Genomic DNA, 18,744 nt, shown 5'->3' on the forward strand with positions numbered 1-18,744 from the left:
TCGGTCGGATCAGCCTCAGTTTTCCTTGCGCCGGGACCAAATGCTCACCCGACCTTCGCCAACGTCCCCGCAAGGCACGCTCCATTCGCCGCTTTGCGAAGGGTGGCAAGGGTCGCGGAGGACACTGATCGCTTGCCCGTCCGCCCGGCCTCTGCGTAGTCTCTGTCAGTTGCGACCGGAGCCCTCATGCGCCCGCCCCTTCTCGCCCTGCTTCTGCTCTGGCCCGTCGGGGCCGCCGCCCGGACGTCTGAAATGCTCGTCGCCGACTACTGCGTGGCCGTCCAGAAATCGGATGAGACAGCAGCCGTTGCGATGATGGCGCCAGCCCTGCAAGAGGCCGTTGCCGCCGCCAGGCGGGCGAACGACCAGTTCGCCGCCAACCATCCCGACGAGAAGCCGCCGCTCGGTGACGGCCTGCGCCTGTCGGCCTTCCCCGACGTGCCGGAAAGCTGCCTGCCGGAAGCGATCGACGAAAGCAGCGTGACCATCGAATACCGGCCTCTGGGATCGGCAGAGGGCGCATGGCGCGACCGTCTGATCCTTGTTCCCGATGGCGCAGGCGGCGTCCAGATCGGCGACATCGAATTCGGCCTGAGCGACGCCGATACCCTCAGCCTGTGGCTGTCGCAGGCGGCAGAGCCCTAATAGCGACGCACCGACGAATTCCTGACAGGTTGCGGCCTTATCCCTGCCCGATGGGCCTGCAAGTATTAACCAATTGAAGTTCCGGATTGACCGAAGGAGGTCGACCATGCCGTCGATCGGTTCGATTGTTCTGCGTTTCTTCGGCGTTTTTGCCGTGACCCTGATTTTGGCATTCTTCGGAATGGCGCTGGCCATCGGGTTCCTGCATGCGAACGTCAGCGGCCTGTTGCCCTTCCTTGCCATTCTTGGCCTAGCCCAGCTTGCCGGTTCGATCAGCGCCGGAAAGCTGATCGGGCAAACGACCGGCGAGGTGCCGGGCGAGCTCTTCATCCTGCGCACGGCGATCCTGACCAGTGCCACGGCGCTCATCTCGCTTCTGGTCCTGTTGATCCAGGCCCAGTCCGCGGGCAGGATCGACGGGTTGCCAGGGTTCGACGATCCAGAGATGCGCGACAGCCTGCTGCTGGGCGGGGCGATCTTCTTCGCCGCAACTGCCATCCTTGGGCGTTTCGGCCTGATCTTCGGCGCGCGGGCCGGTCAACGGCTGCATGTCAACGCACGGCCCCGGATCGAGGTGCACGAAACTCCGCTCGAAATCTACCATTCCCCACACGGCTATGCCCATCCCCAACCCTCGAGTTATCCTGGCTTTGCCGAGCCGCTGCCCGGTCCGGGCGTTCTTGCCATGATCGGTCGAATGTTCCTCTTGAACATCATCGGCGGTGCGTTCCTTGGGGTGGGGATGTTCATCATCATGCGTCAGGGCGGGAACGGACTCCTTTTCGTGAATGCCGGATCATTGATCGTTACGATCGCCGTCTGCTTCCTGACCGGCAGCTACTATGGCCGGCGGGCACGACGGCCGATGTCGCCAGAATTCGCCTGGGGTGTCGCCGGCGGCTACACGATGATCTCGACCTTCCTGACGATCGCCGCATTCGGCACATTTGTCCTGCTGCTAGACCCACCCATGCCGCAATTGCCAAAGGACGCTGCGATGGTCGCAACGCTTACGCTGGTCATCTCCCTTGTGATGCTCGTCGTCGTCACCTTCGTGATGAAGGCATTGCTGCGGATGGGATCACGGTCTTCCGCACCCTCTTCCACGCTCTGCGTCAGATCGCCCTGATCCAGAATTGCAGCGGTTTCTTCGTTTCCGCGTCCAGACCGATGTCTTTCCATGAGAATTCGGCCAGGACGCCTCGCATGGGCGAATAGCCGCGCTTGCGCCAGAAGTCATCGTTGCTGCGCGCGCCCACCGGTCTTAGCGGGTGGTCATCAGGACGTCTGACCGAGCAGAAGGCGACATGCGACCGGCCAAGCGCGCGGGCATGATCCTCGCGCAGATCGAAGAAGCGGTGCCCGATCCCCTGCCCCCGATATTCCGGCAGAAGAACCGACTCGGCGCAATAAAAGACCCGCTGCAGCGCCAGGCCTGTGCCCGCAAAGGCAGCGGCAAAATCGTCGGCGTGATCTTCCATTGGCGTGCCCGTCGAGGCGCCGATCAGGCGGTCGCCGTCGAAGGCTCCGACAAGAACCGTGCCCGGACTGTCGCGATAGACCTGCAGATAGCGCCGTTCGTAGTCGAGGTCGCCGTCATAGAGATACGGCCAGTCACGGAATACCGCGATCCGCAGCCGTGCCACGTCGTCCAGCGCCGCCTCGACCTCCGCTCCCCGAAGGACCCGCGTCTCGACGCTCATGCGGCGACCTGATCGACCCAATCCTTGAGGTTGTAGAAGGTTGTGACCCGCACGATCTTGCCGCCGCTGATCTCGAAGAAGCCGCCTGCAGGCAGGACATAGGTCTGCCCCCTGGCGTCCGGCAGACCGGGATCGGTCTTGAGATAGGTTCCGTGCACGACGAATTCCGCAGCGCCACGCGTCCCCGTGTCATTGGCGAAGATCTCGATATCCTTCAGCTCTTCGCGATAGGAAACGCCCATATGCGAGCAGAACTCGGCGAACTTGGCCTTGCCGCGCCGGATGCCGCCTTCGTTGACGCGATGCTCGACATCCTCTGACAGGCAGTCGAGCATGCCCTGCGCATTCCCGGCATTGAAGGCGTCGTAATAGCGCTTGATGAGGGCGCGGGCGGCGTCGGAAGCGGCGGTCATGCTCTAGTCTCCTCGTCTGGCAGGTTTGTCGGCGGACCGAAACGGGCGATCATCCGGTCGCGGATCTGGTCGCGGGCCTGACGATAGGCGGCCAGCTTGGCTTCCCGGGTCTCGCCCAGACCGGTCGGGTCAAGGATCGGCCAGTATTCTACGTCCAGATGGTGATAGCGGGTAAGCTCCAGCGCCGTTCTCTGGCTCGCAGGCGACAGGGCGACGATCAGGTCGAATTGCGACAGGTCATCCCCCCACTCCTTCATCTCATCGAAGGAGCGTGAGCGATGGCGGCTGAGTTCGACCCCCAGTTCCTTGCAGACCGCGACCGAGAAGCCGTCGATCTCCATGTCGTTCTTGACGCCGGCCGACTGTACATAGGCGCGCTGGCCGTAGAACTGCTTCATCAGCCCTTCGGCCATGGGCGAACGCACGGCGTTGTGGTCGCAGCAGAACAGCACGGAACTGGGAAAGTTCTCGGCCAATATCAGCCCCAGTGCAGCACGCAGATCAGGGTGAACAGGCGTCGCGCCGTGTCGGTATCGACCTTGGCCTTGCCTTCAAGCCGTTCCTGCAGAACCCGCGCCCCTTCGTTGTGGATGCCGCGCCTGGCCATGTCGATCGCCTCGATCTGACTGGGTGGCAGGCGTTTGACCGCCTCGAAATAGCTTTCGCAGATCTGGAAATAGTCCTTCACGACTTGCCGGAACGGCCCGAGCGACAGGTGGAACTCGCCCACCTTTTCGTCGGCCTCGGTCGAAATGCCGAAGACAAGCCGCCCTTCGCGGATCGCAAGCCCCAGCCGGTAAGGCCCAGGGGGAACCGGGCGGTCGGGCCGCTCGGGCAAGCCGAAGCTGTTTTCTTCGAGCAGATCGAAGATCGCGACACGGCGTTCCTGCTCGATCTCGGGCGTGGGTGGAACAAGCCCCTTTTCGTCGATGTCAATATGGCAGATGCGGTTGGTCATGCCGTGCCTCCGCCGTTCAGCCGGTCAAGGCGTGCCCGGACCGACAGTCCGTGGGCCTGAAGGCTTTCGGAGATCGCCAGCCGCTCCGCCGCCGGGCCAATCGCGGCCAGGGCTTCGGGTGTCATCCGGGCAAGGGTCGTGCGCTTCAGAAAATCCATGACCGACAGTCCGCTCGAAAACCGTGCCGAGCGCGCCGTGGGCAGCACATGGTTCGGCCCGCCCACATAATCGCCGATCGCTTCCGGTGTCCATGCGCCAAGAAAGATCGCCCCGGCATGGGTGATCTCCTCCGCCAGCGCCTCGGGGTCGGCGGTGCAGAGCTCCAGATGCTCTGGTGCCACGCGGTTCGACAGGCGGGCAGCTTCGGAGAGGTCGCGGGTCACGATCACCGCCCCGTTCTGTGCCCAGCTCGCCCCGGCGATCGCGCGACGTTCCAGCGTCTCGAGCCGCTTCTCGACAGCCGCGGCGACAGCCCGGCCAAATGCAGCGTCATCGGTCACAAGGATCGCCTGCGCGCTTTCGTCATGCTCGGCCTGGCTCAGCAGATCGAGCGCCAGCCAGTCGGGATCGTTGTCGCGGTCGGCGATGATCAGGATCTCGGACGGCCCGGCGATCATGTCGATGCCGACGCGCCCGAAGACCCGCCGCTTGGCCGCGGCGACATAGGCGTTGCCCGGACCGGTGATCTTGTCGACCGCCTCGATCGTCTCTGTGCCATAGGCGAGCGCGGCAACCGCCTGCGCCCCGCCGATGCGAAAGACCCGGTCCACCCCGGCCAGTTGTGCCGCCAGAAGGACCAGCGGATTGATCACACCGCCTGGCGTCGGGCAGCAGATCACCAGGCGCTCGACCCCGGCCACCTTGGCCGGGATGGCGTTCATCAGCACAGAGGACGGATAGGAGGCGAGCCCGCCCGGCACATAGAGCCCCGCTGCCGAGACCGGCGTCCAGCGCCACCCGAGGCTTGCGCCCGTGGCGTCGGTCCAGCGCGCGTCGGGCGGAACCTGGCGTTCATGATAGGCGCGGATACGATCTGCGGCGAGTTCCAGAGCGGCGCGGTCCTCGGGGGTGACACGGGCGATCTCTGCCGCGATCTCGGCTTCGGAAAATGCCATGTGACCGGCCGTCAGTTCCAGTCGGTCGAAGCGGGCCGTCAGCTCCAGGACCGCCGCATCCCCGCGGGCTCGCACATCCGCGATGATCGCGGCGACGGCGGCATCGACATCTTCGGCCTCTTCCCGCTTGGCCGAAAGAAGAGCGGCAAAGGCGGCTTCAAAGCCGGAGTCGGCGGTATTCAGGAAAACGGGCATGGCATTCCCTCCAGTCGCCCCGCCTTAGCGCGCTGCGGCGCGGCACTCAAGCGTCGCGCGGTCGCGTCAGAAACCAGTCAGCGCCGACGGAAGGTCAGGTAATGGGGCGCGCGCCCTTCGCGAAGGGCCTTCTGCTCGTAGCGGGTAGAAAGCCAGTCGTCCCAGGGTTCTACCCCCTCTGCCACCAGATCGAACCCGGCCTGCGGCACCTCTTCCAGCGTCTGGCGCACATAGTCGGGGATGTCGGTCGCGACGCGGAACTCGGCGCCGGGCTGCATCGCGCGGGCCAGAGGTTGCAGATAATCCTGAGTCACGAAGCGCCTGCGGTGATGGCGCGCCTTGGGCCAAGGATCGGGATAGTTAAGGAAGACCTTTGACAGGCTCCGCTCCGGCAGCACATCGAAGAGATCGCGCACATCGCCGGGATGAAGGCGCAGGTTTTCGACGCCTTCGGTCCGGATCTTGCCCAACAGCATGGCGATGCCGTTCACGAAAGGCTCGCAGCCGATCAGCGAGATGTCGGGATAACGCGCGGCCATATGGATAAGGTGCTCGCCGCCGCCGAAACCCACCTCAAGCCAGACCGGCGCCTCGCGACCGAACTGGGCAGCCAGATCGAGCGGTAGCCGCGTCGGGTTCCCCGCATGGTCCACCCCAGGCAGGCTGAGACGGCCGAGGTCTTCTTCCAGATAGGTCTTCTGGCTGGCGCGCAGGGTCTTGCCATGCGTGCGGCCGTAGAAGTTGCGCCATTCGCGGGCGCCGTTCGGAGGGGTGCTGCCGGTCATGGCGCGCGCCTTATCCGTGGCGGTTTCGGGCGTCAAGCTCGGGCTCTGGTTACCGAACCGGTGTGGCCGGGATTTCTCCCAGCCGATCTCCGCCGAAAATGCACCAAGGCCGGAGCAAACCACATCGGAGGATCCCCCCTGCGGGCCTCATCCTCGGCCGCGATAGGGAGGAACGCCCTGTTCGGGCACCCAGGCGGCCTCGGGCGGGGCGCCGGTCTGCCAGAACACGTCGATCGGGATGCCGCCGCGCGGATACCAGTAGGCTCCGATCCTCAGCCAGACCGGATGAAGCAGCCCGATCAACCGCTTGGCAATGTCGAGCGTGCAATCCTCGTGGAAGGCGCCATGATTGCGGAAGCTGTGGAGGTAGAGCTTGAGCGACTTCGATTCCACCAGCCAGTCGCGGGGAATGTAGTCGATGACGATGTGGGCAAAGTCCGGCTGACCGGTCATCGGGCAGAGCGAGGTGAATTCGGGCGCGGTGAAGCGCACATTCGCAAGGCTGCCCGGGTGGCCGTAGGGAACCCGTTCGAGCACAGCTGCATCCGGCGAGGCTGGAAGATCAGTCTTGGCGCCAAGCTGCGTCAGGCCCGAGACATCGGTTCGTGTCATGGATGGTTTCCTTTCCGCCGAAAAGGTCAGTGAGGGGCCCTTCAGCCAAGCTGGATCAGCGCAAGTCCCAGCGCCATGGTGCCCAGTCCGACCGCACGGATGAGGGTAACCTGTCGCACCACAGCCCCGAAAAGGCCGAATTGGTCGATCGTTGCCGCAGCGATCATCTGGCCGAGCAGTACGCAGAAAACAGCATTGCCAACGCCGAAGCGCGGCGCCACCACGGTCACCGACAGCACGTAGAAGGCAACGAAGAGACCACCGAGGAACAAATACCATGGCTGTTCCGGCAGGACGGCGAGAGCTCGGGCCTGCCCACTGAGGATCATGGCCGTCGTCGCGACCGCGAATGCCACGACGAACAGCACGCTCGCGGCGGCGAACGGTGCGCCGATGCTGGCACCTAGTCGGCTGTTCAGTGCTGCGAGGAGCGGGATACCGATCCCGGCCAAGAGCATGATGAGCGCATAGCGCAGGGTTTCGGATGACATGCGAGTCTCTCCTCCCCGGATGAGGGCGCGGCCGGATCCGGCCGCGCCTTTCTCATCATATGGCTTTCTTCAGCGCCTCGACCAGATCGGTCTTTTCCCAACTGAAGCCACCATCCGCTTCGGGCGCGCGGCCGAAATGGCCATAGGCCGAGGTGCGGGCGTAGATCGGCCTGTTCAGCCCCAGATGGGTGCGGATGCCGCGGGGAGTAAGGTCCATCACCTGGGCCACGGCCTTTTCAATCTGCTCCTCGGGCACAACGCCGGTGCCATGGGTATCGACATAGATCGAGAGCGGCTTGGCCACCCCGATCGCGTAGCTGACCTGCAGCGTGCAGCGGTCAGCCAGACCGGCGGCCACCACGTTCTTGGCAAGGTAACGCGCGGCATAGGCGGCCGAGCGGTCGACCTTGGTCGGGTCCTTGCCGGAGAAGGCGCCACCGCCATGCGGGGCTGCGCCGCCATAAGTGTCGACGATGATCTTGCGCCCTGTCAGGCCCGCGTCGCCGTCCGGCCCGCCGATCACGAAGGTGCCGGTCGGGTTCACCCACCATTCGGTCTTTTCGGTGATCCAGCCCGAGGGCAGGACTTCGCGGATATAGGGTTCCACGATGGCGCGGATGTCGGCGGATGACTGGTGTTCATGCGCGTGCTGGGTCGACAGCACGATCGAGGTCACCTCGACCGGCTTCCCGCCTTCGTAGCGGATCGACAGCTGCGATTTCGCGTCGGGGCGCAGCGTCGGCTCGTGGCCGGCCTTGCGTGCCTCGGAGAGGCGGCGGAGGATCGCATGGGCATACTGGATCGGCGCCGGCATCAGTTCCGGGGTCTCGCGCACGGCATAGCCGAACATGATCCCCTGGTCGCCGGCCCCGTCCCGGTCCACCCCTTGGGCTATATGGGCGGATTGCTCGTGCAGGAAGTTCAGCACGCGGCAGGTGTTCCAATGGAACTGCTCCTGCTCGTAGCCAATGTCCCGGATCGCATCGCGGGCGATCTGGCTGATCGAGCCCATGAAGGTCTTTAGCCGGTCATGGTTCGACAGGCCGACCTCGCCGCCGATCACCACCATGCCCGAAGTCGCGAAGGTCTCGCAGGCCACCCGCGCATTGGGCTCCTCGGTCAGGAAGGCGTCGAGCACCGAGTCCGAAATCCGGTCGCACAACTTGTCGGGATGACCCTCCGAGACCGACTCGGAGGTGAAGATGTAGTTCTGCCGTGGCATGAGGTCCGCTCCATTGTATATCCCCGCCACGCCAGGAAGCCGTTGTGGCGGTTCGAGGTGAAGGCGTAGCGCGGGCAGATGGGCGGGGTCAAGCCAATGCCCGCCCCCGCGGCCAGAAGCCCCAGAGCGCTACACCAAAGAGCAACAGAAGCGCGGGCCAGTCCCCCTGCCGGACATAGGGCGTGGGCGCCAGGGCGCCGGGCAGCACCACGTCCTTCCAGCCCGCGGTATCGAGGGGGATGGTTGCAACGACACGGCCCTTCGCGTCGATGATGCCGGAAATGCCGGTATTGGCGACGCGAACCATTGGCAGCCCCTGCTCGATCGCGCGAAGGCGACCTTGCGCGAAATGTTGCTGCGGCCCCGAGAGATGGCCGAACCAGGCGTCGTTCGTGACCTGCAACAGCCAGCCCGGCCTCTCCGCGACGACAAGATCCTGCGGGAAGACGGCCTCATAGCAGATCAGGGGCAGCACTTTCCCCAGACGCGGCCCCAGATCGACTACCTGAGGCCCCGGCCCCGGCGAATAGCCGTTGCCCAGACGCGCGGCGAAGGCGCTGATGCCGAAGTTGTCATAGAAGAAGTTGCCATAGGGGATGTATTCGCCAAACGGCACGAGGTGGTGCTTGTCGTAGATCGCAAACGGCTGGCCGTCCTCACGGGCAAAGACGAGGCTGTTGAACGCCACCGGTCCATCGGTGCGCTGGATGCCGAAGGCCACGGTCGCTCCCCGAGCCGCATCCGCGATCACGCCGGTCACTTCCGGGTTCTGGTCAAGAAGGAAGGGAACGGCCGTCTCGGGCCAGATGACCAGATCGGGAACCGGCCCTTCCACCGTGTAGTCGAGCATCTGCTGGAAATGCGCGATCGCCTTTTCCGGGTCCCATTTCGACTCCTGTGTGGCATTGGGCTGGATCAGCCGCACCTGCACGCCGGTGGAAACCGGATCAGGTTCTGCCAACCGAAGGAAACCGAACGCCGCGGCACCGCCCAACAGGAGCGTTGCTGCAACAGATCCTGCCACCGGTCGCCAAAGCGGCAGCGCCGCCGCCACTGTCGTCATGAGCGTCAGCCCGAGTGAGCCAAGCAGCGCAGCCGTCTGACCCGGCCATGAAGTTATCCAGACATGGCCGATCAAGGCCCAGGGCAAACCGGTCAGGACATGACCGCGGGCAAATTCCGCCAGTGCCAGAGCGGCTGCGAATGCAATGGGGCGACGGCGGGTCCGAACCAGCCCTGCCAGCGCACCGGCACCCGCCCAGAAAAGGGCGAGCCCAAACGCCATGAGCACTAGGGCGAAGGGCGACATCCAGCCGTAGGTTGCAATGTCGATCAGGAAGGGCTGGGTGATCCAGCTCATCGCGAGAGCGAAGTATCCCGCACCACCGAACCATCCGACCCAGCCTGCGGATCGCCAATCCGGCTGGCGGCAGACCAGCGCGGTCAGCGCCAGGAGCGCGGGGAGCGTCAGCCACCAGAAATCGAGCGGCGCCTGCCCGGTCGCCATGACCGCGCCCAGCCCGAAGGCCGCCCCGACAGGGGAGCGTCCGGGCCAGCCAAGCCGCATGTCAGGCTTTTTCCGGGGCGGGCAGTGCAGCAGGCGTGGACTGCGCCCCTGGCAGGCGGATGCGAAGGCGCTTGATGCGGCGGGGATCGGCGTCGATCACCTCGAAGGCCGCTCCGCTTTCGTGCGGCACGATCTCGCCCCGCGCTGGAACGCGGCCGGTCCGCAAGAAAACCAGCCCGCCGAGTGTGTCGATATCTTCGTCATCCTCGTCTGTGCGCAGGCGCAGACCGGTCGCCTCTTCCAGTTCCTCGAGCGGCGCGCGGGCCTGAGCGAGATAGACGCCAGGCTTTTCCATCACCCAGAGCTTTGCATCCGCTTCATCATGCTCGTCGTCGATCTCGCCGATGACCGTCTCGATCAGGTCCTCGATGGTGACAAGGCCATCGACACCGCCATATTCGTCGATGACCAGCGCCATGTGGATGCGTTCCTTCTGCATCTTCTGCAGAAGCACGGCAGCCGGCATCGACGGCGGCACATACAGCACGGGGCGAAGCATCTTGCGCAGGCTGAACCGCCCGTTTCCAGCTCCGAAGCCGTATTGCAGGGCAAGGTCCTTGAGCAGCACGAAGCCAAGCGGCTTGTCGAGCGTCTCCTTGTAGACCGGCAGACGCGAGAAGCCGTGTTCGCGGAAGACCTCGACCAGTTCATCCTTGCCGATATCCACGGGAACGGCGGTGATCTCGACCTTGGGGATCATCACGTCATCGACCCGCAGGCGGCGAAGATTGCTCAAGCCTGGTACAGGCGCGGTGGTGACCGCCGGAAGCGCACTGTCCTGATCGGAAGGGGCCGCGCCTTCACTGGCCCCGAAGGCACTGAGGATCCGTCCCAGAAGGCCGCGCTGCGGTCCCTCCTGTCCCTCACTCGGGTCTTCGGCGCCCTGCGCCTCGGATAACCCGTCGTTGCTACTGCCCATCTGTCCTTTCCTGACTGTCAGCCAGGGCACCCTGCCCCGCCGGTAAGATTGAGCCCGTCAATATGGGTCGGCGACCCCGAGTCTGGCAAGTGCGGCGATTTCCGTCGCCTCCATCAACTCCGCATCGGCCTCGTCGATATGATCATAGCCCAGAAGATGCAGTACCGCATGAACCACAAGATGAGTCACATGGGCCGCCATCGGCTTTCCCTGCTCGACCGCTTCCCGTTCGCAGGTTTCCCAGGCTATGGCGATGTCGCCCAGTTCCTCTGGGTCGTCTGGCTCGCCCGGGTCGGGAACGTCTGGGCGCAGACCAGGTTCATCGGCACCTCGTTCCTCTGACGGCCAGGACAGCACGTTGGTCGGCTTGCCCTTCTGGCGGAATTCTCCGTTCAACTCGGCTATGCGCGCGTCATCGCAGCCCATCACGCAGAGGGTGAAGCCCTCGGGGCGAAGGCCCAGTTCGGCGAAGGCGGCGCGGGCGGCGGCTTCGGCCCGCGCTGGAAGGTCGATCGCCTCCCAACGCGGGTCTTCGATTACGGTGTCAACCAGAGGCTCCATCGTCGCGCTCATACGCCTCGATGATCCGGGCGACAAGCGGATGGCGCACCACGTCCTTGGCGGTGAAGTAGTTGAAGCTCACCCCCGTCACGCCCTTCAGCAGCCGCTCCGCATCGGCCAGGCCACTCGCCGTGCCGCGCGGCAGGTCGATCTGGGTGCGGTCGCCGGTGATGACCATGCGGCTGCCCTCGCCCAGACGGGTCAGGAACATCTTCATCTGCATGGTCGTGGCGTTCTGAGCCTCGTCGAGCACGACGAAGGCGTTCGACAGCGTCCGGCCACGCATGAAGGCCAGAGGCGCGATCTCGATCCGCTTTTCCTCCATCAGCTTCTGGACCTGCTTCTGCGGCAGGAAGTCGTTCAGCGCGTCGTAGAGCGGCTGCATGTAGGGATCGACCTTTTCCTTCATGTCGCCGGGCAGGAAGCCCAGACGCTCGCCCGCCTCGACGGCGGGGCGGCTGAGGATGATCTTGTCCACATGCCCGCCGATGAACAGCGTCACGCCGACGGCGACGGCGAGATAGGTCTTGCCGGTGCCGGCCGGACCGATGCCAAAGGCCAGCTCGTGGTCGAACAGGTTCGCCACATAAGCCTTCTGCGCTTCGGTGCGCGGCTCGACCGACTTCCGCCGGGTCCGCAGTTCGTATTTGCCGCCGGTGAACATCTCCATCTGTTCCAGCTCGGTCCCTTGCGCCTCGCGCATGGCGCGCCCGATCCGCAGGGCGCCATCCACGTCGCCTGCGACGACCGACTTGCCACCTTCGAGCCGGGCATAAAGCGACCGCAGCACTGCCGCCGCCTGCTCCCTCGCGCCCTTGTCCCCGATGACCGCCAGCCTGTTTCCGCGTCTGAGAATGTGAACCCCGGTCTGGTGCTCGATCTGGGCGAGGTTGCGGTCAAACTCGCCGCACAGCTCGATCAACAAACGATTGTCGGGGAATTCCAGAAGAGTTTCGATGATGTCTTCCGCGGCTGTCGGGGGGGTCAGAGCGCTTAGGCCCAAGGACGACTCCTTCTGTTTCGAGGGCTGTCACCTGAAGTGTGCGAGTCTCTGGACCCGCTGGCAAGAAAAATGGCCGAGAAAGATGACAGTTCTGCGGCAGCTGCCTCTCAAACGGGCAGAATTGTCACGCTACAAAATGGGGCGCACCTGCCGAGCGCCCCCAATGCTGGTAGCATGCTGTCGGAACCCGCTATGGGTCAGTTCGGCAATATGTCGGGGAAGCTGTTTGCGCGGGGATCGCCATAGACATAGCCCGGCTTGCCATGACAGACCGGCAAGCCCGAGACCGGATCGTGGCGCCGACCTGCATAACCTTCGGCGCCGTCGTCGATGATCCAGGCCTGGCAGCCGTCGGGATCGACCGCAACGGCGGCCTGCTTCTGAGTCAATGGCTTACGGTCGATGATCCAGGTGTCGCGGCCCTGCGCGAGCAGCGGCAGTGGTTCGGTTCCGGTCACGTCGACGGTAGGCGCGCAGGCGGAAAGGACGGGTCCGAGAGTGAGAAGGGCAAGAACACGGATATGCATCGTCACCACCTGTAGCAGATCACTTCGACACGGCGGTTCTGTTGCATTCCCGCAGCCGTCGAGTTGGTGGCAACCGGTGCCGTTTCGCCAAAGCCGATCTGTCGCTCGACCACCACACCGTTGGCCTTTGCCACCGCTGCCACCGAGGCAGCGCGGCGCTCCGAAAGTTTCTGGTTGTAGGAGTAGGTGGCGCGAGAATCGGTATGGCCATAGACCGCGACGCCGAACACGTCGACCGACTGGAAGAAGCGGTTGAGCCGTTGACGCGCGGCAGGGGTCAGCTTGGCGCTGTCTGTCTCGAACAGGGTGTCGGTATTTTCGACAAAGCAGGTGTTCTGCTTCAGGCAGACAGGCTTACCCGTCTTGGGGTTCACTCGGTCGATCATGTAGCCTTCGAGGCCGCCATCGGCCCACCAGTGCATGCAGCCATCGGGATCAACCCAGATGCCCCAATCGATGCGGGCGACGGGTTTGCCGCGTGCGGCGGCGGCTTCTGCAGGCGAGTACGGGGTGGCTTGTGCAGGGGAGGAGATCCCCTGCACAAGCACCATGGCCGAAAAAAGGGCCACAAAGCACAAGCGTGCGATGGAAAAATGCTTTTCCACTGCAACAACTCTCCTTCAAATTACTTGTACAGAGCCCCCGGTCGTTAGGATTGGTTAACGCAGCAGCGCGTGTCCAGAAAATACCGGATTGCGGCCACATTCCTGCCCCAATCGATACGCGTTCGCGGATCAATGCGGCGTGCCGGCTTGAATCATTGCCGAGCCGGAAACAGACCCATCAGAGGCGCGCTCCGGCCAGCGAGTTCGGGGCAGAGGCGGTGATTCGTACCCGCACCAGTTCGCCCACCTTCGCCTCGGGGTCGGCGACGTGCACGGCATGCAGATGGTCCGACTTGCCGACCATCTGGCCTGGCAGGCGACCGGGCTTCTCGTACAGCACGCCGACCTCGCGTCCGACCATCGCGGCCTGCGCCGCGCGCTGCTGGTCTGTGATGAGCGCCTGCAGCGCCTGTAGCCGCGCGTCGGCCAGTTCGCCATCGATCGGGGTCTTTTCAGCGGCGGGCGTGCCGGGGCGGGCCGAGTACTTGAAACTGAAGGCTGCACCGAAGCCGACCGCGCGGATCAGATCCATCGTCGCGTCGAAATCCGCATCCGTCTCACCGGGGAACCCCACGATGAAGTCAGACGACAACAGGATGTCGGGCCGAGCCGCGCGGATGCGCTCCACCAGCCGAAGATAGGCCTCGGCCGTGTGCTTGCGGTTCATCGCCTTCAGGATGCGGTCGGAGCCCGATTGCACCGGCAAGTGCAGGTAAGGCATGAGTTTTTCCACATCGCCATGCGCGGCGATCAGGTCGTCCGACATATCGTTCGGATGCGAGGTGGTGTAGCGGATGCGGTCGAGACCGTCGATCGCGGCAAGCTCCCGCACCAGCCGGGCCAGCGTCCAGTCCTGACCGTGATAGGCATTGACGTTCTGGCCAAGGAGGGTGATCTCGCGCACGCCGCGCTCGACCAGGGCGCGGGCCTCCGCCATCAGGCGGGCGGGGTCGCGGCTGACTTCGGCGCCGCGTGTATAGGGCACCACGCAGAAGGCGCAGAACTTGTCGCAGCCCTCCTGCACGGTCAGAAAGGCGGTCGGCGCCGCCCTGCCCTTGCGCTGCGGCAGGTGGTCGAACTTGTCCTCGGGCGGAAAGTCGGTGTCGACGGCGCGCTGCCCCTCGCCCAGCTTTTCCATCATCTGCGGCAGGCGATGATAGGCCTGCGGGCCGACGACCAGATCGACCAGCGGCATCCGGCGCAGGATCTCCTCGCCCTCGGCCTGTGCGACACAGCCGGCGACGCCGATCTTGAGGTCCGGCTTGGCGGCCTTGAGCGGCTTCAGGCGGCCGAGGTCGGAATAGACCTTTTCCGCCGCCTTCTCTCGGATATGGCAGGTGTTGAGCAGCACCATATCCGCCTCTTCGGCGATCTCCGTGGTGACATAGCCCTCGGCGCCGAGGGCCTCGGCCATGCGCTCGCTGTCATAGACGTTCATCTGACAGCCATAGGTCTTGATGAAGAGCTTCTTGACCTCGGTCATGGCCCGGCGATCCCCTGGTTCAAGCAGAGGCTTCTACACGACGCGCAGCCTCCTTCGCAACCATGCGGGGTTGCATTGACCAAAGCCTTCACCGAATCTGCCGCAAACTGACGGCAGGGGGCAGGAATTCGATCGTGAACAGGGGCAGGCATGCATCGCTCGAGCGTTACCTTGCGCAGGCCGGTGCGGCCCTGTCACGCGGACCGACGGCGCTGATCCTGGCTGAAGACGCCGTCGAGGTGGGGACGACGTTGCGCCATCATCTGGCGGCCGGCTTCAGGGAAGTCGTTCTGCTCGCCCACCCCGACCTGCTGGTTGATCCGACGGTCGAGGCGCAGGTCTCGCGCGTCGATTTCGACGTCTATGCCGAGGATGCGCTTGTCGCGGCGGTCAACCTGATGATCCCCGCGGTGGCGGGGGCGTGGCTCTACTACGGCTACAATGCCGAATACCTCTTCTATCCGTTCTGCGAGACCCGCAATGTCCGCGAACTGATCGCTTTCAATTTCGAAGAGCGGCGCAATGCCTTCGTCAGTTTCGTGATCGACCTTTACGCCGGCGATCTGGCGCAATTCCCGAATGCCGTGTCGCTGGAAGAGGCGATGCTGGACCGGACGGGCTACTACGCCCTCCAGCGCAAGGACGAAGCGGCGGGCTGGGCGGCCAAGGACCGGCAGATGGACTTCTACGGCGGTCTGCGCTGGCGCTTCGAGGAACATGTGCCCTGGACGAAGCGCAAGATCGACAGGATCGCGCTGTTCAGGGCCGCGCCCGACTTGCGGCTTCGGCCCGACTTCACCTTCACCGACGAAGAATACAACACCTACCAGTGCCAGTGGCATCACAACGTGACCACGGCCATCTGTTCGTTCCGCACCGCCAAGGCGCTCAAGGCCAACCCGAGTTCCCGATATGACATCCCGACCTTTCTCTGGCGGAACTCGATCCCCTTCGAATGGCAATCCCGGCAGTTGATGGATCTTGGCCTGATGGAACCGGGCCAGTGGTTCTAGCCGGTCAGGCGGGATTCATCCGCAGAAGCGACATCTGCCCCTCCTGTGGGGTATTCGTCACGGTGACCTGACGCACCAACGCCTCGCGGACATCGGCGGGCACCTCGGCGCCGTCCGCGAAGGGATCGAAGTCCTGCGCGCGGTTGAAATCGGCAACGTCCTGCGCTTCGTCGCCGGTCACCGGCCCGACCCGGTCCATCACGAAGGGCGAGACGGTCGGCACCATCATCCCGTCCGAAGGGCCCATCAGGAGGCCGGTGATCCGCCGTGCCGCCGGCTGCTGGCCGGGATTGGTGACCATGAACACCATCGCCTGATAGCGCTGCTCGGCGAACTGGATGTAGAGGCGGTTCATCAGCAGAAGCGCCCAGCCGCCGAATTCGAATCCGTTGGCGCCGTAGCGCGCCTCGATCAGCCCGTCCTTCGGCCGCAGCATCAGCGCCATGCGCACGACCCGCCCCGGCTGGGTGAAGGACCAGTAGTACATGCTGTAGTGGCCGAAATACTCGACCCCCCGCCGCGCGGTTTCGTTGCGGGCATCCTCAATCGCGTTGAACGGCAGGACAATCCCCCCCGGTGTCGACGAATTCGCGGCTGGTGCCGCGGAAAGGGCACCCACGCCCAGCACGGCAAGAAAGGCAGCGGGCGGCGCTTCGAAGCTCAGGGTCGAGAAGCCCGGCCGTAGGCGGGCGATCTCGGCCCCGATCCGGCTGAGATTGTGCCCGCTCGGGGCGACGCGCCCTGAAAGCCAGCGTGACACCACCGACTTGTCAACCCCGACTGCGGCACCAAGCGCGGCGGGCGAAAGGTTCACCACCTTGAGGGCAAGCTTCAGCCGCCCCGCGAAATCACTGGGTACGTCCATTTTAGGCTCCGCCCACGGCACCAGTGCCGTCTTTCCCCGGGCTCGTGCAACAGAATGCAACAGGGTGACCGGCGGTGCAACCGCGCACCGGGCGATGCAACGGACAAGTCCACCGCCCCAAGGTAAACCTGACCTTACGTAAGATGTGACGAAAGAAGAGTAAGCCCATGACGCCGACGATGCAGGACAGGATGTCTGTCAGCTATCACCTCACCGCGCTTGAAAAGCAGTTCGGCCCGGCCAGCGAAGCCTCGGCGCGGACCCGACACCGCATCGCTGCAGCCGCCGCTCGCGGCGCCCGGCGCGGCCGTCAGCGGATGCGGTGGGATATCGCCTCGGTCGCTGTCGGCGCCTTCTTCGTGATGGCCTTCGTAACGGCTGGGACCCTGGCGGCGCAATCGTACCAGAGCCTGTCGCACAGCCTGAACGTGAAAGCACCGTAACGGCTATTCGGTCCAGGATTTTTCAGGAAGCCCTTTCTAACACACATTGCCGACCGTCCCAAATGGCGGCGGAGGCAAGACGAGACGGCCGGACCACCGCACTTTCCCCAGGCGGTCCGCACATTGCCGTGACGGGGGTCCGATCCCGAAAGGAACGGACCCCCGGGCCCCTTTTTCCATCCAAGGCAGCGCCGCCTGCCGAATACATGAGACCAGACATGACATTTTCGACCTATGCGCCCGCCAACCGGCCGGACAGCCTGATCTTCCGCCTTCCCCCACATCGGTTTTCGATCGCGACATTCGTCATCGAGTTGCTGATCGACGCGGCGCGGGCCCGCCAGGAGCGCCGCTCGATCCGGGCGCTGGCCCGAATGGACCGGCACATGCTGCGCGATCTGGGTATGGAAGCCGACGTGCTTGACCGGATGGCCGACACGTCGATCCCGGCGGCCCCGCGCCACCCCTTCTAGGGCGCGCCTCAGGCGCGGCGCAGGCGGATCACCACGTCGACCCGCGCCACTTCCATGCCCTCCGGAGCGGAGGGCAGGCCCACGATCTTGAGTTGTTCAGCGGGGGCGTCAGTCAGTTCGCCCCGCTCTTCCCAATAGAAATGTGGATGGTCGTCGACCCGCGTGTCGAAATAGCTGCGATGGCCGTCCACCGTTACTTCCTGCATCAGCCCCGCGTCGCAGAACGCGCGCAGCGTGTTGTAGACGGTGGCAAGGCTTACGCGCTCGCCCGCCTCGAGGCTTGCCGCATAGAGGCCTTCGGCCGTGACATGCCGGTCCTCACCATCGCCAACCAACAACTGAGCGAGGGCCATCCGCTGGCGCGTGGGCCGCAGCCCCCCGCGCATCAGCCAGTTGGCGCTTCTGTCGATGCTCATGTCGTTCATTCGATGCCCGTCCGGTGCACATTCTTTGCTGATATATAGGGCTCCTGACGCGCGGAATCCAAACGAATTGATCCGACGAAGCCCCATGCCGGATCGTCGCCCCCCGGCGGGCGCCCTTGCAACAGCTTCCGTGCCGATGCTACGGAGAGGCTGAAACATGCCGAAACACGGCGTGACCGCCAGCGAAGCCAAGGAGAGATCGGCGCATGTCCCCCTACCCCAATTCCTTCGACCGGGACGAGCTGCTGAAATGCGCGCGGGGTGAGCTGTTCGGGCCGGGCAATGCCCAATTGCCTGAGCCGCCGATGCTGATGATGGACCGCATCACCGAAATCAGCGAGGACGGCGGCGAGCATGGCAAAGGCCATGTCGTGGCCGAGTTCGACATCCATCCCGACCTGTGGTTCTTCGCCTGCCACTTCCCCGGCAACCCGATCATGCCCGGCTGCCTCGGCCTTGACGGCCTGTGGCAGCTGACCGGCTTCAACCTGGGCTGGCGCGGCTGGGAAGGGCGCGGCTATGCGCTTGGCGTGGGCGAGGTCAAGCTGACCGGGATGGTCCGCCCTGACCGCAAGCTTCTGCGCTACTACGTCGATTTCACCAAAGCCATCCAGACCCGCCGCCTGACCATGGGCGTGGCTGACGGTCGCGTCGAAGCGGACGGCGAAGTGATTTATCTTGTCAAGGACATGAAGGTCGCGCTGTCCGCCAGCTGATCTTA

At 64.5% G+C, this 18,744-nt stretch carries 24 protein-coding genes and 1 riboswitch; of the genes, 6 read left to right on the forward strand and 18 right to left on the reverse strand.

Translation table 11 applies throughout. From position 1 onward, the window contains the following. The first annotated feature begins 186 nt into the window (after positions 1 to 186). Together L0V05_RS07235 and L0V05_RS07240 are read left to right on the forward strand one after the other, a co-directional pair. On the forward strand, positions 187 to 645 hold the full coding sequence (locus L0V05_RS07235; RefSeq protein ID WP_234869448.1) for a hypothetical protein: 459 nt from the start codon (positions 187 to 189) through the stop codon (positions 643 to 645). 106 nt (positions 646 to 751) lie between these two features. Further along, the gene (locus L0V05_RS07240) at positions 752 to 1,774 is read left to right on the forward strand and encodes an ABZJ_00895 family protein (RefSeq protein ID WP_234869449.1); all 1,023 of its coding nucleotides are present in this window, start codon (positions 752 to 754) and stop codon (positions 1,772 to 1,774) included. Here the strand turns inward: L0V05_RS07240 and L0V05_RS07245 are convergent. The 16 genes from L0V05_RS07245 to miaB form a co-directional block, all read right to left on the reverse strand. Beyond that, complete coding sequence (locus tag L0V05_RS07245; RefSeq protein WP_234869450.1) at positions 1,761 to 2,348, reverse strand: GNAT family N-acetyltransferase; 588 nt, start codon at positions 2,346 to 2,348, stop codon at positions 1,761 to 1,763. The two genes, L0V05_RS07240 and L0V05_RS07245, sit on opposite strands and share 14 nt — an antisense overlap. Then, on the reverse strand, positions 2,345 to 2,761 hold the full coding sequence (locus L0V05_RS07250; RefSeq protein WP_234869451.1) for a ketosteroid isomerase-related protein: 417 nt from the start codon (positions 2,759 to 2,761) through the stop codon (positions 2,345 to 2,347). The genes L0V05_RS07245 and L0V05_RS07250 overlap by 4 nt, the downstream gene beginning before the upstream one ends. Next, the gene (locus L0V05_RS07255) at positions 2,758 to 3,174 is read right to left on the reverse strand and encodes an arsenate-mycothiol transferase ArsC (protein ID WP_234870552.1); all 417 of its coding nucleotides are present in this window, start codon (positions 3,172 to 3,174) and stop codon (positions 2,758 to 2,760) included. The genes L0V05_RS07250 and L0V05_RS07255 overlap by 4 nt, the downstream gene beginning before the upstream one ends. 65 nt (positions 3,175 to 3,239) lie before the next feature. Further along, the gene (locus L0V05_RS07260; protein ID WP_234869452.1) at positions 3,240 to 3,719 is read right to left on the reverse strand and encodes a UPF0262 family protein; all 480 of its coding nucleotides are present in this window, start codon (positions 3,717 to 3,719) and stop codon (positions 3,240 to 3,242) included. Continuing rightward, on the reverse strand, positions 3,716 to 5,029 hold the full coding sequence (gene hisD, locus L0V05_RS07265; protein ID WP_234869453.1) for a histidinol dehydrogenase: 1,314 nt from the start codon (positions 5,027 to 5,029) through the stop codon (positions 3,716 to 3,718). The genes L0V05_RS07260 and hisD overlap by 4 nt, the downstream gene beginning before the upstream one ends. Positions 5,030 to 5,106: 77 nt before the next feature. Continuing rightward, complete coding sequence (trmB, locus tag L0V05_RS07270; RefSeq protein ID WP_234869454.1) at positions 5,107 to 5,814, reverse strand: tRNA (guanosine(46)-N7)-methyltransferase TrmB; 708 nt, start codon at positions 5,812 to 5,814, stop codon at positions 5,107 to 5,109. Positions 5,815 to 5,961: 147 nt separating this feature from the next. Further along, complete coding sequence (gene queF / locus L0V05_RS07275) at positions 5,962 to 6,426, reverse strand: preQ(1) synthase (RefSeq protein WP_234869455.1); 465 nt, start codon at positions 6,424 to 6,426, stop codon at positions 5,962 to 5,964. Between the two features lie 41 nt (positions 6,427 to 6,467). Continuing rightward, on the reverse strand, positions 6,468 to 6,917 hold the full coding sequence (locus tag L0V05_RS07280) for a DMT family transporter (RefSeq protein WP_234869456.1): 450 nt from the start codon (positions 6,915 to 6,917) through the stop codon (positions 6,468 to 6,470). 55 nt (positions 6,918 to 6,972) lie between these two features. Further along, positions 6,973 to 8,139, reverse strand: a complete 1,167-nt coding sequence (metK, locus tag L0V05_RS07285) for a methionine adenosyltransferase (protein ID WP_234869457.1) — start codon at positions 8,137 to 8,139, stop codon at positions 6,973 to 6,975. 6 nt (positions 8,140 to 8,145) lie between these two features. Continuing rightward, positions 8,146 to 8,193: riboswitch (SAM-SAH riboswitch) on the reverse strand. A gap of 34 nt (positions 8,194 to 8,227) precedes the next feature. Next, positions 8,228 to 9,706: an apolipoprotein N-acyltransferase gene (gene lnt, locus L0V05_RS07290; protein WP_234869458.1), complete on the reverse strand. Its 1,479-nt coding sequence runs from the start codon at positions 9,704 to 9,706 to the stop codon at positions 8,228 to 8,230. A gap of 1 nt (position 9,707) precedes the next feature. Then, entirely contained in the window at positions 9,708 to 10,625 is a 918-nt protein-coding gene (locus L0V05_RS07295) for a transporter associated domain-containing protein (protein WP_234869459.1), read from the reverse strand. A 57-nt stretch (positions 10,626 to 10,682) separates the two neighbouring features. Further along, complete coding sequence (gene ybeY, locus L0V05_RS07300; RefSeq protein ID WP_234869460.1) at positions 10,683 to 11,186, reverse strand: rRNA maturation RNase YbeY; 504 nt, start codon at positions 11,184 to 11,186, stop codon at positions 10,683 to 10,685. After that, entirely contained in the window at positions 11,170 to 12,189 is a 1,020-nt protein-coding gene (locus L0V05_RS07305) for a PhoH family protein (RefSeq protein WP_234869461.1), read from the reverse strand. The genes ybeY and L0V05_RS07305 overlap by 17 nt, the downstream gene beginning before the upstream one ends. A 197-nt stretch (positions 12,190 to 12,386) precedes the next feature. Next, the gene (locus L0V05_RS07310) at positions 12,387 to 12,716 is read right to left on the reverse strand and encodes a hypothetical protein (protein WP_234869462.1); all 330 of its coding nucleotides are present in this window, start codon (positions 12,714 to 12,716) and stop codon (positions 12,387 to 12,389) included. Between the two features lie 2 nt (positions 12,717 to 12,718). Beyond that, positions 12,719 to 13,285: an OmpA family protein gene (locus tag L0V05_RS07315; protein WP_234869463.1), complete on the reverse strand. Its 567-nt coding sequence runs from the start codon at positions 13,283 to 13,285 to the stop codon at positions 12,719 to 12,721. Positions 13,286 to 13,499: 214 nt separating this feature from the next. Beyond that, positions 13,500 to 14,804 carry a tRNA (N6-isopentenyl adenosine(37)-C2)-methylthiotransferase MiaB gene (gene miaB, locus L0V05_RS07320; protein ID WP_234869464.1) on the reverse strand — a complete coding sequence of 435 codons (1,305 nt, stop codon included), beginning with the start codon at positions 14,802 to 14,804 and terminating at the stop codon, positions 13,500 to 13,502. A gap of 134 nt (positions 14,805 to 14,938) precedes the next feature. On the opposite strand from miaB, the gene L0V05_RS07325 reads away from it, so the two are divergent. Beyond that, positions 14,939 to 15,817 (forward strand): glycosyltransferase family 2 protein, encoded by an 879-nt coding sequence (locus L0V05_RS07325; RefSeq protein ID WP_234869465.1) that lies wholly within the window; start codon positions 14,939 to 14,941, stop codon positions 15,815 to 15,817. Between the two features lie 4 nt (positions 15,818 to 15,821). On the opposite strand, the gene L0V05_RS07330 is transcribed toward L0V05_RS07325, so the two are convergent. After that, the gene (locus tag L0V05_RS07330) at positions 15,822 to 16,682 is read right to left on the reverse strand and encodes a helix-turn-helix domain-containing protein (RefSeq protein WP_234869466.1); all 861 of its coding nucleotides are present in this window, start codon (positions 16,680 to 16,682) and stop codon (positions 15,822 to 15,824) included. Positions 16,683 to 16,849: 167 nt separating this feature from the next. On the opposite strand from L0V05_RS07330, the gene L0V05_RS07335 reads away from it, so the two are divergent. Together L0V05_RS07335 and L0V05_RS07340 are read left to right on the forward strand one after the other, a co-directional pair. Then, positions 16,850 to 17,125, forward strand: a complete 276-nt coding sequence (locus L0V05_RS07335) for a hypothetical protein (RefSeq protein ID WP_234869467.1) — start codon at positions 16,850 to 16,852, stop codon at positions 17,123 to 17,125. Positions 17,126 to 17,343: 218 nt separating this feature from the next. After that, positions 17,344 to 17,598 carry a DUF1127 domain-containing protein gene (locus tag L0V05_RS07340; protein ID WP_234869468.1) on the forward strand — a complete coding sequence of 85 codons (255 nt, stop codon included), beginning with the start codon at positions 17,344 to 17,346 and terminating at the stop codon, positions 17,596 to 17,598. Between the two features lie 8 nt (positions 17,599 to 17,606). On the opposite strand, the gene irrA is transcribed toward L0V05_RS07340, so the two are convergent. Continuing rightward, positions 17,607 to 18,023, reverse strand: coding sequence for an iron response transcriptional regulator IrrA (gene irrA / locus L0V05_RS07345; RefSeq protein WP_234869469.1), 417 nt, complete (start codon positions 18,021 to 18,023; stop codon positions 17,607 to 17,609). A gap of 206 nt (positions 18,024 to 18,229) precedes the next feature. On the opposite strand from irrA, the gene fabA reads away from it, so the two are divergent. Continuing rightward, on the forward strand, positions 18,230 to 18,739 hold the full coding sequence (gene fabA / locus L0V05_RS07350) for a bifunctional 3-hydroxydecanoyl-ACP dehydratase/trans-2-decenoyl-ACP isomerase (RefSeq protein ID WP_234869470.1): 510 nt from the start codon (positions 18,230 to 18,232) through the stop codon (positions 18,737 to 18,739). The last annotated feature ends 5 nt before the right edge of the window (positions 18,740 to 18,744 follow it).

The sequence above is a fragment of the Alitabrizicola rongguiensis genome (assembly GCF_021491355.1).
Taxonomy (GTDB): Bacteria; Pseudomonadota; Alphaproteobacteria; order Rhodobacterales; family Rhodobacteraceae; genus Aliitabrizicola; species Aliitabrizicola rongguiensis.